The following is a 12699-nucleotide window of genomic DNA, read 5'->3' as shown; positions in this document are numbered from 1 at the left end:
GCGCGACGCGGGCGTCGGGCACGGCGCCGGCACCGACAGCGTGCCCGGAGGAAGAGGCGCGGCGCGGTGCACCGCCGGGTGAGGGATGATGACGTTCGCGATTCGGCGGGGCAGGGCGCAGGCGGGCCGGCTCGTCGTCCTCGTGGCGATCGGACTGCTCGTCGTGCTCGGCATCGGAGGAGTCGACGCCCTGGCGGCCCGCACGATCGACGACGGCGTCCGCCGGGTGGTCTCGTCCGCCGAACCGCACGCCGCGGTCATGGAGGTGATCGCCGCGCGAGCCCCCGATCCCGCGGCGCAGGACGCCGACATCCGCGAGGCGATCGCGCAGTCGTTCCCCACTCCCGTCGCGGTCCGCCGACAGGCCGTGAGCGTGCTCTCGTCGGGCAACGCAGACGCACTCCAGGTCCTCGCCGACGACGACATCTCCACGCTGGGCGACCTCGTCGAGGGGGACTGGCCGCGGTCGTCCGACGAGGCGGCGATCCTGGAGCGCGCAGCCCAGGACCGCGGGATCGGCGTCGGGGACGCCGTCGAGCTCGGGCCCGGGGACGGGACGGTGACCGTGGTGGGTGTCTGGACCGCTCGGGATGCGGCGGCGGCCGAGTGGAACGGAAACCCCGCCGTCGGCTCGGGCCGCTCCGGCACGGCGGCCGGACCCCTCGTGCTCACCGGCGAGCGGATGGACGGGCTCGAGTCGTCGTCGCCGACGGTGACGTGGACGATCCGCCCCGTCGACGTGGGGGAGCAGGATCTCGAGGGCCTGCGCCGGGGCATCGCCCGCCTCGCCGCGCTTCCTCAGGAGGTGGACCCGCAGAACCAGCGGAGCACCCGGATCGAGGGCGAACTGGCGGAGACCGTGGATCGCGCGAGCACGGCGATCGCGGGCGCGCGCGGTCTGCTGATCGTCCCGCTGCTGCTCATCGGGGTCCTCGGCATGATCGCGACGGGCGTCGTCCTGGTCGCGCTGGCGCACGCCCGGTCCGAGGACCTGTTCCTGCTCCGCTCGCGGGGGGCCTCGGCCACCGGGATCGCCGGCCATGCCGCGGCGGAGACGGCGATCGCGACCGGTGCGGGCGCGGCCGCCGGCCTGCTCGTGCTCGCGCTGGCCGGGGCGTCCGGTTGGTCCGGGACGATCGCTGCGCTCACGATCGTCGCGGGGGCGGCCGTGGTGGCCGCGGTGACGGCCCTCGCGGCGGCCCGGCGCGGAGACCGCCGCGACGACGCCGGAAAGAGCAGCACGCTGCTTCTCGTCACCCCCTGGGCGCTCACCGCCGCAGCGGCGGCGCTGGCGCTCTGGCAGCTCTTCGCCGCGGGCTCCTTCCGTGCGGAGGGCGGCGGCGCCGACCCGCTGGCATCGGCCGCGCCGGCGCTGCTCCTGCTCGCCGCCGGCCTCCTGGTGCCGCTGACCGCGGGGCCGCTCGCTGCGCTCGCCGAGCGCGTCGCTCGTCGCGGCCGAGGGCTCGTCCCGGTTCTTCCCCTGCGCCAGATCGCCCGGCGGGCCGGCTCGATCACGGCGGCGGCGCTGTGCCTGTCCCTCGGCGCCGGAGCCGCGGCGCTCGCCGCCTCGGCGCCCGCCCATTCGGCCGAGGCGGAGCGACGGACGCTGTCCGCCGCACTCGGTGCGGACGTGCGGGTGGTGCTCGGCGGGACCGGATTCGTGGGTGCGGACCAGGAACGCCCGGACGCCGGAGCGGTCGTGACGCTGCCGGGCGTGACCGCGGTGACGGAGGTGCGTCACCAGACCATGGCCCTAGGCGGGGGCGATGCCGACTTCGTGGCGGCGGATCCGGACTTCCTCCCTCTGCCCGCCGCCGCCCGCGGTCCCGCCGACGGGGATGCCGTGCCCGCGGTCATCACGTCGGCGCTGGCGGCGCGACTCGGCGCCGTTCCCGGGGACACCTTCTCCGGTCTGCTGCGCCGTGCGTCGCAGCGGTACGAGATCCGCGTCGTCGCCGTCGCCACGGAGATCCCCGGGATCGGCACCGCACCGGGCGTCGCCGCCGACCGGGCGGCGATCGCCGGCGACGCAGGGACGGAGTTCCGTCCGGACGAGCTGTGGCTCCGCACCAGTGACCCCGAGGCGGTCGCGGAGGAGCTCCGATCCGTGCTGGCGACGTCGGCGCGCATCCTCATGCCCTCGACGGCCAGCGTCGCCCCGCTCGTGCACGGAACGGTCCTCCTGCTCACAGCGGGCGCCGCGGTGGCCGCGGTGATCGCGGTGCTCGGCGCCGGAGCGGCCATCGCCCAGTCCGGACGCCGGCGGGACGGTGACCGTCGGATCCTGCGCGCCCTGGGGATGACCGATGCGGCGGCACGGGCGGCGCGCGCGGTGGAGACGGCGTCGGTCGTCCTCTTCTCGGTGCTCGGGGGCGTGCTCGCGGGCGTGGCGGTGGGCGCGGTCGTGCTGCCGTTCCTGGGGGTGCTCTCGTGAGCGGTCCGGGGACGCTGCGGGTCGTGCGTCGGACGGTCTCGACGGCACCCGCGCTCAGCGCGTTCATCATCGTGGTGGTCGCCGTGCTCTCGTTCCTCGGCGCCGCCGCGCCCGTGGTCCTGCACGACGCGCGCACGGCCACGATCCAGCGGGAGATCCGGGACCTGCCGCCCACGCTGCGATCGGCCTCGGCGGGCATCGCGGGGCTGCCTCATCTCGACGCCCGACCGACGCCTGGCGCCGGCGTCTGGGGCGGCGCCATCCGCGACGCGGAGGCCGGGCGGGAGGCGCTGCCGCAACCGCTGCGCGGCCTTCTCGGTGCTCCCCGCATCGTGTCCCAGCTGGACCCGCTCCCGTCGTTCGCGGAAGGACCGATCCCGAAGAACACCGTCGCGCTGGTGGCGGACCCGCTGTTCGCCGATCGAACCCGGATCACCCAGGGCCGGGCGCCGGAGAGCGGCGCCGCCGACGCGGTGGAGGTCGCGGTGTCCGAGGAGGTGGCGCGGCAGCTCGAGTGGCCCGTCGGCACGGCGCGGACGGTCACGGGCGCGCGGCTCCTGCTCACGGGGCTGTTCGCGCCGCGGGCGGACGACCACGGCGACTGGGCTTTCCTGGCCGGGGCGCTCGAGCCGAGGGTGGAGATCACTCCCGACGGGGACGTCATCCTCAACGCCCTCGCCTTCACGGACCGCGACGAGGTCACGGCGTTCGTCCCCCAGGCGAAGAACGCCGCGACTCCCGCCTGGATGCTGTTCGACGTGGACCGGCTCGATGCCGAGGACGCGCCGACGGTGGCGCAGCAGCTCCGCCTGCTCGCCTCGAACGCCGTGCGGCTGCGTCCGGAGACCGGCGACTTCCACGACACCGGGCTGCTCTACTCCTCGGGCGCGCCCGAGGCCATCGACCGCGCGGTCGCCCGCGGCGAGGCCATGACGGCGGTGGTGACGGTGGCGGCGATCGGCCCCGTCGCCGTGGCCGTCGTGGCGCTCGCGCTGTGCGGGCGCATGCTGGCCCTGCGCCGGGTGCGCACCGTGCGGCTGATGCAGGCCCGGGGCGCCTCCACCGCACAGCTCGTCGCGCTGCTCGGGGGAGAGGGACTGGCCCTCGGTCTCGTCGGCGCTGTCCTCGGGGCGGGGGCGGCCCTCGTCCTGCCGGGGTGGGACGGGGCCCTCTCGCTGTTCGTCCCGCTGATCCTCGCCCTGGTTCCCGCGGTCGTCCTCCCGGCGAGCGCGCTCGCGGAGGCGCGGACGCACGCGCGGCGGGACCTCGGGGCGTCGGTCGGGGGACGACCGTGGGCGCGCCTGGCCGTCGAGGGCGTCGTCCTGCTCGCGACCGCGGCGCTCGTCGCGCTCCTGCTGACCCGTCGGACCGTCGCCGGGGCCGTGGATCCGCTGCTGATCGTCCTGCCCGTTCTGCTGGGCGCGAGCGGCAGCGTCCTCGCCCTCCGGGTCCTGCCTCCGCTGCTGGGCGTGATCGAGCGCCGGGGCGCACGCATGCCGGGGCTGATCGCCCTGCTCGGACCCGCGCGCGCCCGCCGGGACCCCTCCGTGCGCACGGCGCCGGTGCTGGCGGTGGTCGTGGGGATCGGAGTGGCCGTCTTCTCCGTCGTGTTCGCCGGGACCGTGAGCGCGGGCATCGCTCGCACCGCCCAGACGGCGACCGGGGCGGACCTGCGCATCTCCGCCGGCTACGTCCCGCCCGGCGAGGTCGAGCGCATCGCCGGCATCCCCGGGGTGGAGCGGGTGGCCCCGCTCTACGCGGACCTCGCCAGCGAGCTCGACGCGGGAGCGCGGACGGTGCGGATCCGGCTCTACGTCGTCGACCGGCAGGAGCTCGCGGCGGTGCAGGACGGGCGCGCCGCCGCCCTCCCGCTGCCGCCCGCGCTGTCGGAGCCCGCGGACGGCGCCGTTCCGGTCGTGGCGTCCCGCGCTCTCCTGGACCTCGTCGGACAGGAGGTCGGCGACGTGCTCGAGGTGGGCGGAACGCCGACGCGGGTGGTCGGGGCGGCTCCCGATCTCGTGCCGTTCGGCTCCGCCACGCGCTGGATCATCGTGGACCGCGCGAACGCCGCGGATCTCGACGTGCGGCGCCCGGCGATCTCGCGGCTGTTCGCGTCGCTGGCGCCGGGGACGGACGCCGCCGCCGTCGATGCGGCCGTCCGCGACATCCTCGGGCCCGACATCGAGACCACGGCCCCGGGACAGATCGTCGAGGAGCTGTCGGAGGATCCGGCCTACCGCCTCGTGGTGGCGGCGCTCGCCGCGGCCTGTGTCCTGGTGGCTCTGCTGCTCGGCATCACGGTCGCCGTGACGCTCGTGCTGGGGGCGGCGGGGAGAGGGCGCCTGCTCGCGCTGCTGCGGACGCTCGGCCATCGGCGCCGGGACGATCTCACCGTGGTGGCGTGGGAGGTGGTGCCGGCGCTGGCCGTGGCCCTGCCGTTCGGGCTCGTCGCCGGCGCCGGGATGTCGTGGCTCGTCATCGGCGCGATCGACCTGCGCGGTTTCGTCGGCGGGGTGACGCAGCCGCCGCTGGATGTCGGGGGCGCGCTGCCGGCGGCGGTGATCGGCGGCTTCGTCCTCGTCGCGGCCGCCGCGATCGCCGTGGCGACGAGGATCGCCGGTCGCGTCGGCTCCGCCGAGGCGATCCGTTCCGGGGACGAGGAAGGATGAGGGCATGAGCGACGCGGACGTCTTCTGCGAGGGCCTGGTGCGGATCTTCACCGCTCAGGGAGTGGAGGTGCAGGCGCTGCAGGGACTGGACCTGCGGATGAACGCCGGCGAGATGGTGGCGCTCGTCGGGGCCTCCGGTTCCGGGAAGTCGACGCTGCTCGGGATCCTCGCGGGACTCGACACGCCGACGGCGGGTTCCGCGCGGGTTGCGGGGCACGACCTCGTGACGATGCGGGGACCGGAGCGGCGGGAGTACCGGCGCCGCAGCGTGGGCTTCGTCTGGCAGCAGTCCGAACGGAACCTGCTGCCGTACCTGACCGCACGCGAGAACATCGCCATGGCGCACGCCGTGGCGCGGGTCGTCCCGCGGGACGAGCGGACGGCCGCCGCGGACGAGCTCCTGGAGCTGCTGGAGGTGGCCGACGTCGCCGATGCGCGGCCGGCGCAGCTGTCCGGAGGCCAGCGGCAGCGCGCGGCGATCGCGGTGGCCCTGGCGAACCGCCCGCGGGTGCTCCTCGCCGACGAGCCCACGGGAGAGCTCGACGAGCACACGAGCGCCGAGGTGCTGGCGGCGATGGAGACGGTCAACCGCGAGCGGGGCGTGACCACCCTGATCGTCACGCACGACGCGAGCGTCTCCGAGCACGTCGACCGAACGGTGCGGATCCGCGACGGGCGCACCTCGACGGAGACGCTGCGCAGCACGCGGACGGATCACGAGGGGCGGGCGGTGCGCGTGGCCGAGGAGTACGCCGTGCTCGACCGGGCGGGTCGCATGCAGCTGCCGGCGGAGTTCGTCGCGGCGCTGTCCCTGCGCGAGCGGGTGCGGCTGGGACTGGAGCCCGATCACGTCCGGGTGGAGCCGGGGGAGCGTCCCGGCGGCCGGACCGAGGCGGAGGAGACGCGATGACCGCGGTGCTGCGAGCCGAGAGACTGTCCCGGGTGTATCCCGCGCCCGCCGGCGACGTCGTCGCGGTCCGCGACGCGGATCTCGAGGTCGGCGAGGGCGAGCTCGTCGTCGTGACCGGCCGCTCCGGATCCGGCAAGACGACGCTGCTGACCATGCTCGGCGGCCTCGACACGCCGACGACGGGCCGGGTTCTCGTGGACGGCGTCGATCTCGCCGATGCCGCCGCCGACCTGCCGGCCCTGCTCGGCTCCCGGATCGCGTCGATCTTCCAGACGGCGGGACTCCTGCCGATCCTGTCCGCCGCGGAGAACGTCGAGGTCCCGCTGCGGATCCGCCGTGTCGACGCCGCCGAACGGGAGCGTCGCGTCGCGGAGGCGCTCGCCGCCGTCGGTCTCGCCGAGCACGCCCGTCAACGCCCGGGCGAGCTCTCCGGGGGGCAGCAGCAGCGCGTCGGCATCGCACGCGCCCTGGTGATGGATCCGGGGATCCTGCTCGCGGACGAGCCGACCGCGCAGCTGGACAGCGAGACGGGAGCCCAGATCATGGACCTCATCGCTGCGCTCGTGCATGACCGCGGGACCGCGGCGGTCGTCGCGACGCACGACCCGGCGATGCTCGCCAGGGCGGATCGCGTCCTGGAACTGCACGACGGGGTCCTCCGGCCGCGCGGGCCCCGGCTGCGGCGCCGGCGCTCCTGATCGAGCTCCGGGCGCGAGCGGCTCCCAGCGGGTGCATCGGGTCGGCGCCTAGGCTCGAGCTCATGCGATCCGCAGTGTCCCGATTCCCCCGGGGGAGGCACTACGCGCTGACCTGGGGCATCCCCGACAACTACGGCGGGATGACGAGCGCGATGCTGCACCGCACCCGCGCCTTCGTGGCGCTGGGCGGCGTCTCGGTGGACGTGCTCACCCTCGACGACCGGCCGGACTACGCCGCGGTGGAGGAAAGGCTGCGCGCCGCCGGCGAGCTCATCGACGGGATGCGCCTGCGCAACCTGTGGGACGAGCTGCGTGTGAAGCCGCCGTCGGCCCAGCGTGACCCGATCAGTCCCGCGGCCCCGCTGGAGCCGGCGGACGGCGACCGGGTCGTCCGCGACGGCGACGTCGTCCTGCTCCGAGAGCGCACGGACGCGGACGGCCGGTTCGTCGCCGCCGACCGGTTCCGGAGGGACGGGACCCTTCTCGCGACCGACCGCTCCGTGGACGGGCGGCGGGTCGTTATCGTGCACGGCGAGGACGGCGAGCCGCTCCGGCGCTGGGGATCGACCTGGAAGCTGTACCGCTGGTGGCTGGACCGGATGATCACGCGGATGCCCAGCTACCTGCTCGTGGACTCGAAGACCGCGGCGCGGTTCGTGGCGACCTATCGGCGCGACCACGTCGTCACGGTGCACATCGTCCACGGAGGTCACCGGCGTGGCGACGCCGCCGGTACCCTCCGCGCCTCCCGCGAGTACGCGCTGCGTCGGGCGGCGGACTTCGATCTCGTCGTCGTGCTGACCGCGCGCCAGCGGGCGGACCTCGTCGCCGACGGGCTCGCGGGCGGCGCTCGGGTCCGGGTGATCCCGAACGGCGTGCCGCTGGACGCGACCGCGCACACGCGACATGCGCGGGGTCAGGGCGTCGTCGTCGCCTCGCTGACCGGGCGCAAGCGCATCGAGCTGGCCGTCGAGGCCGCGGCGCGCGCCGGTCGTGAGCGGGCCGGCATCCGCCTCGACGTGTACGGTGAGGGGCCGCGGGAGGAGGCGATCCGCGCCCGCGTCCGCGCCGACGGCGCCGAGGAGCGGATCCGCCTCCACGGCTTCCTCCCGGACGCGCGGGCCCGATTCGCCGAGGCGGACTTCAGCCTGCTGACCTCCACCTCGGAGGGGCTCCCGCTCGTGCTCGCCGAGGCGATGGCGGCCGGCTGCCTTCCGATCGCGTACGACATCCGCTACGGCCCGGCAGACCTCATCAAGGACGGCGTGAACGGGTTCCTCGTCGAGGACGGCGACGTCGATGCGATGGCGGACAGGATCGTGCGCCTGCAGCGGCTTCCGGAGGCCAAGGTCGCCGCCATGCGGCGCAGGGCGCGTGACCGCGCCCTGGCGTTCTCGGACGAGGCGGTCACGCGCGCCTGGGCGCGGGAGCTGGGCGCGGCACGGGACGCCAAGCATCTCGCGGACGCCAAGGAGAAGGGCGCCCTCGTGCGCGCGCGTCGCGTCCTCGGCGTCGTGCGGCGCCGGCTGCGCGCTCTCCGCGCCGGCTGACCGCGCTCAGCCGGTCTCGGGCTGTGCGCGGCCGAGACGATCGCCGATCGCGGAGGCCCGGGCGCCGCACCAGGCGCCCACCGTGCGCGACAGGCGGTGCGACGGGCGTTCGACGAGCCGGTGGAACACCGGAGCCAGGAGGAGGCTGAGCGGGATGCCGAGGAGGCAGGCGAGCCACCAGCGGTCGGGGCCGAGCGCGTAGCCGAGCGTTCCGAGGATCGGCGCGTGGATCAGGTAGAGGCTGAACGAGACCCGGCCGAGCCACTGCGCCGGAGCCGTGTCGAGCACCCGTGCGGCGCGCGGCCAGACGATGGCGAGGACGACGATCAGGGCGGCTCCGACCGCGGACAGACCCCACAGGACGTGGTCCGCGGAGCCGCCGCGGGTCGTGATCGGGCGCGCGAGCCAGCTCGCGATGAGCAGGCCGCACGCCGCCGCGAACAGGATCGGGAGGAAGGGGCGCACGCGGGGCCGCGCCGCGAGGGCCCGCAGACCGTCCAGGTGCACGGCGATCACCGTGCCCAGGAGGAAGACGGGCAGGTACACGAGCGCCTCGTTGCCCGTCAGCCGTCCGATCACGATCACCAGCGCGGCGCCCGCGGCCACAGCCGCGGAATGCCGGCGCGAGCGCAGCGCCACCCACACGAACACGGGCAGCAGCAGCGAGAAGAAGACCTCCCAGCGCAGGGACCACAGCACGTTGTCGATGTCGTAGGAGGGGCGCATCAGCGACGCCTCGGACAGCAGGGCGCCGGGGGAGACGGACGAGGCCTGTGCATCGCGCATCCAGGAGCCCTCGGGCATCTGTGAGCGATCCCGGGGGAGGAGCACGATCAGCGCCGCGGCGAACAGGAGCGCGGCGGCGACCGGGACGTAGAGGCGCAGCAGCCGCGCCGGGTAGTAGCGAGCCCAGTCGAAGCCGCCGCGGAGGGCGGGAAGGGCCACGACGATCCCGGACAGGACGAAGAAGATCAGCACGGACTCGGTCCCCGCCAGCAGCAGCTTGAGCGGGGTCTCGGTCAGCGTCGTCCAGGCCGCGGGGTCCAGCCACGGACGGGCGACGAGCGAGGCGTGGTACAGCAGGACCACCAGCGCGGCGACCCCTCGGAGGCCGTCGAGTCCGGTGATCCTGCCCTGCGTCGTCCTGCCGCTACCGCTCTGAGACATCCCGCTCCACGCTACGTCGCGCGCCTGGACGCGACCTGACCGGATGCTCGGCGCCGGATGTCCGGGGCCTCCGGCAGACTGTCCTGGTGGCGGGAATGAGAGCATTCTGGGCGGCACTGCCCACCCCCGGTCGGTGGCTGCTGTCCACCGTCGCGATCCAGACCCTGGGGCGCGGCCTGACCCTCCCCTTCACGATCATCTACCTGCACGAGGTGCGGGGGTTCGACCTCGGGCTGTCGGGGGCGCTCATGAGCGTCATCGCGGTCACCGGGCTCGTCGTGACCGGTCCCGGGGGCACGCTCATCGACCGGTACGGCGCGCGGCGCGTGCTCCTCGTCGGACTCGTGGCGATGATCGCCGGGTGCGCGCTGCTCGCCTTCGCGATGCATCCCGTCACCGCCGCGCTCGCGCTCGTGCTCATCGGCGTGAACTTCGGGGTCTCCTGGCCGGGATTCAACGCGCTGATCGCGTCGATCGTCGACGGCGAGGTGCGCCAGCAGTACTTCGGCGTGAACTTCGCCCTGGTGAACCTGGGCATCGGCGTCGGCGGGATCGTCGGCGGGTTCTTCGTCGACGTGCAACGCCCGGAGACCTTCACCGCGATCTTCCTCGTCGACGCCGCCACGAGCCTCATCCCGATGGCGCTGCTGCTCGGCCCGCTCCGCCATGTGCGGACCGCGCACGGCCCCGAGGGAGAGGGGGCGGCGCCGGTGGAGGGGTACCGGCGGATCCTTCGCCGTCCGGCGGTGCTCTGGGTGACCCTCCTCACGTTCCTGTCGGTCTTCATCGGGTACGGGCAGATGGAGGCCGGGTTCCCGGCGTTCGCGCGTCAGGTCGCCGGGGTGTCGACGCAGGTGGTCGGGCTGTCGTTCGCCGTCAACACGGCGGTGATCGTCCTGCTGCAGTTCGCGGTCCTCCGGCTGATCCGCGGGCATCGGCGAACCCGGGTGATGCAGGTCATGGCGCTCACCTGGGCCGTGTCCTGGGTGCTGCTGGGCGCCTCGGGACTGCTTCCCGGATCGCTCGTCGCCGCCATCGGCGTGCTCGCGTACATGGGAGTGTTCGCGTTCGGCGAGACGATGCTCCAGCCCACGGTGCCCGCGGTCTACAACGACCTGGCCTCCGACCGCAACCGCGGGCGCTACAACGCGATCAACTCGGCGGCGTTCCAGGGCGGCGCGATCGCCGGGCCGGTCGCGGCGGGCGTGCTGCTCGGGCGCGGGTGGGATCTCGGCTTCGTGGCCGTGATGATCCTCGGATGCGCGGCGATCGCCGTCCTCGCGCTGGCGCTGGAACGGCGGCTGCCCGCCGAGGCGAACGGAGCGGTCGCGTCGCGCGGCGCCGTGGCGGAGGAGACCGGGACCCGGTGACGGGCGGGGCGTCAGTCCAGCACGCCGACGCCCTCGCGCCGCTCGAAGACCAACTGGGTCTCCGTGGCCCGCACGACGTCGTGGACCGTGATGTGCTCGAGCACGATGTCCCGCAGCGCGGCGGCGTCGGAGACGGCCACGTGCACGAGGAAGTCGTCCGCGCCGGCGATGTGGAACACCTGGAGGACGCCGCTCGTGCGTTGGAGCGCGCGGAACAGGTCCTCCACCCCGGACTTGCTGTGGTTGGCGAGCCGCACCCGGATCACCGCCTGGACCGGGCGCCCGAGCCTCGTCATGTCCACGAGCACGGCGGTCCCCGTGATCACGCCGCGTTCCCGGAGCAGGCGGAGCCGATAGGCGCAGGTCGACTCGGCCATGCCGAGACCGGCGGCGAGCGCCTTCACCGTGGAGTCGGGGTGCTCGACGTAGGCGCCGAGCAGGCGCAGGTCGACGTCGTCCAGCGGGGCACGAGTCGAGGACGAGGGGGGTTGTCCGTCGTGCAAGGCGCGAGCTCCTCCGGTCACCGATGTTGGTTGTTCTCCAAGATCATCCCGGATTCTTGCGGTGTGGACAAGGTATCTGGCCCTGACGTGCGTCAGCAATCAGTGTGGAGGGATGAGGAAGACGGATTCGCACTTCGACACCCGCGCCGTGCACGCCGGCCGTGACGACCTGACCGCCCTCGGCGTGCACGCGGTCCCCATCGACCTGTCGTCCACGAACCCGCTGCCCGACATCCTGCACGGCGGCGACTCGTACGAGTCGATGGCCAACGGCGGGCACCCGCTGCCGGAGGGCGGCAACGTCTACGCGCGACTGTGGAATCCCACCGTCGCACGGTTCGAGGAAGCGCTGGCGGAGCTGGAGGGGGCGCAGGCCGCCGTCGCGTTCAGCTCGGGGATGGCCGCGATGACCGCAGCGATCCTCGCGCACGCCACCGCTCGCGGCAAGAGCCACGTGGTGGCCGTCCGCCCGCTGTACGGAGGGACGGACCACCTGCTGGACTCCGGGCTGCTCGGCGCGGAGGTCACGTTCTGCGCCGAGGACGAGGTCTCGCACGCGCGGCGTCCGGACACCGGGCTGATCGTGCTCGAGAGCCCGGGCAACCCGACGCTGGACCTCGTGGACATCGCGGGCGTCGTCGCCCAGGCGGACGGGATCCCGGTGCTCGTGGACAACACCTTCGCGACCCCGATGCTGCAGAACCCCGTCGCGCTCGGGGCGGCGATGTCGCTGCACAGCGCCACGAAGTACATCGGCGGTCACGGGGACGTCATCGCGGGTGTGATCGCGTGCTCCGAGGAGACCGCCGAGTCCCTGCGCCGCGTCCGTGCGATCACCGGCGCCCTGCTGCATCCGCTCGGCGCGTATCTGCTCCATCGCGGGCTCGCCACGCTGCCGATCCGCATGCGGACGCAGCAGGCGTCCGCCCAGCGCGTCGCCGACTGGCTGGCCGAGCGCCCCGAGGTCGCCGAGGTCCGCTACCCGGGGCAGGACGAGCGCCGTGGTCTCGTGGGGACCCAGATGCGCGGGCCGGGGGCGATGATCGCGATCCGGCTGCACGGCGGCTACGCCGCCGCCTCCGCGGTGACCGGAGCGGTCCGTCTCTTCACGCACGCGGTGTCCCTGGGCGGCGTGGACTCGCTGATCCAGCATCCGGCCGCCCTCACGCACCGCCCGGTCGCCCCCGAGGCTCGCCCGGGTGCCGATGTGCTGCGCCTGTCGATCGGGCTCGAGGACGTCGACGACCTCCTCGCGGATCTGGACACGGCCCTGCGCCAGGCCACGGCGGCCCGCACCGGCGCGGGTGTCCCGGTCCGCGAGGAGGTCGGCGCGGGGCGCGACGGCGCACGAGAAGGCCGGCAGGCGGTCCCTGTGCCGGCGTCGCAGTGAGGGCGGCG

9 protein-coding genes are annotated in these 12699 nt (G+C 74.5%); 7 read left to right on the top strand and 2 right to left on the bottom strand.

The features are described 5' to 3' along the window. Positions 1-88 precede the first annotated feature (88 nt). The 5 genes from V6R91_RS23870 to V6R91_RS23850 all read left to right on the top strand — a co-directional run bounded on the left by V6R91_RS23870 (position 89) and on the right by V6R91_RS23850 (position 8261). A complete protein-coding gene (locus V6R91_RS23870; protein ID WP_336397351.1) occupies positions 89-2434 on the top strand; it encodes a hypothetical protein in 2346 nt (781 codons plus the stop codon). Further along, on the top strand, positions 2431-5103 hold the full coding sequence (locus V6R91_RS23865; RefSeq protein ID WP_336397350.1) for an ABC transporter permease: 2673 nt from the start codon (positions 2431-2433) through the stop codon (positions 5101-5103). The genes V6R91_RS23870 and V6R91_RS23865 overlap by 4 nt, the downstream gene beginning before the upstream one ends. A gap of 4 nt (positions 5104-5107) precedes the next feature. After that, the gene (locus V6R91_RS23860; protein WP_067244400.1) at positions 5108-6013 is read left to right on the top strand and encodes an ABC transporter ATP-binding protein; all 906 of its coding nucleotides are present in this window, start codon (positions 5108-5110) and stop codon (positions 6011-6013) included. Further along, positions 6010-6711, top strand: a complete 702-nt coding sequence (locus V6R91_RS23855) for an ABC transporter ATP-binding protein (protein ID WP_067244403.1) — start codon at positions 6010-6012, stop codon at positions 6709-6711. Before V6R91_RS23860 ends, V6R91_RS23855 begins: the two co-directional genes overlap by 4 nt. Before the next feature lie 62 nt (positions 6712-6773). Further along, positions 6774-8261: a glycosyltransferase gene (locus V6R91_RS23850; protein ID WP_336397349.1), complete on the top strand. Its 1488-nt coding sequence runs from the start codon at positions 6774-6776 to the stop codon at positions 8259-8261. A 6-nt stretch (positions 8262-8267) separates the two neighbouring features. Here the strand turns inward: V6R91_RS23850 and V6R91_RS23845 are convergent, their stop codons facing one another. Next, the gene (locus tag V6R91_RS23845; protein ID WP_336397348.1) at positions 8268-9428 is read right to left on the bottom strand and encodes an acyltransferase family protein; all 1161 of its coding nucleotides are present in this window, start codon (positions 9426-9428) and stop codon (positions 8268-8270) included. A 95-nt stretch (positions 9429-9523) separates the two neighbouring features. Between V6R91_RS23845 and V6R91_RS23840 the strand changes: the two genes are divergently transcribed. Next, positions 9524-10798 (top strand): MFS transporter, encoded by a 1275-nt coding sequence (locus V6R91_RS23840; protein WP_336397460.1) that lies wholly within the window; start codon positions 9524-9526, stop codon positions 10796-10798. 11 nt (positions 10799-10809) lie between these two features. Here the strand turns inward: V6R91_RS23840 and V6R91_RS23835 are convergent, their stop codons facing one another. Beyond that, positions 10810-11301 carry an Lrp/AsnC family transcriptional regulator gene (locus tag V6R91_RS23835; protein WP_336397347.1) on the bottom strand — a complete coding sequence of 164 codons (492 nt, stop codon included), beginning with the start codon at positions 11299-11301 and terminating at the stop codon, positions 10810-10812. 112 nt (positions 11302-11413) lie between these two features. Between V6R91_RS23835 and V6R91_RS23830 the strand changes: the two genes are divergently transcribed. After that, positions 11414-12691 carry a trans-sulfuration enzyme family protein gene (locus tag V6R91_RS23830; protein ID WP_336397346.1) on the top strand — a complete coding sequence of 426 codons (1278 nt, stop codon included), beginning with the start codon at positions 11414-11416 and terminating at the stop codon, positions 12689-12691. Positions 12692-12699 lie beyond the last annotated feature (8 nt).

The organism is Microbacterium sp. CCNWLW41, from assembly GCF_037083505.1.
Note: the sequence above shows the minus strand (reverse complement) of the source record. Positions and strands in the feature narration are given on the sequence as shown.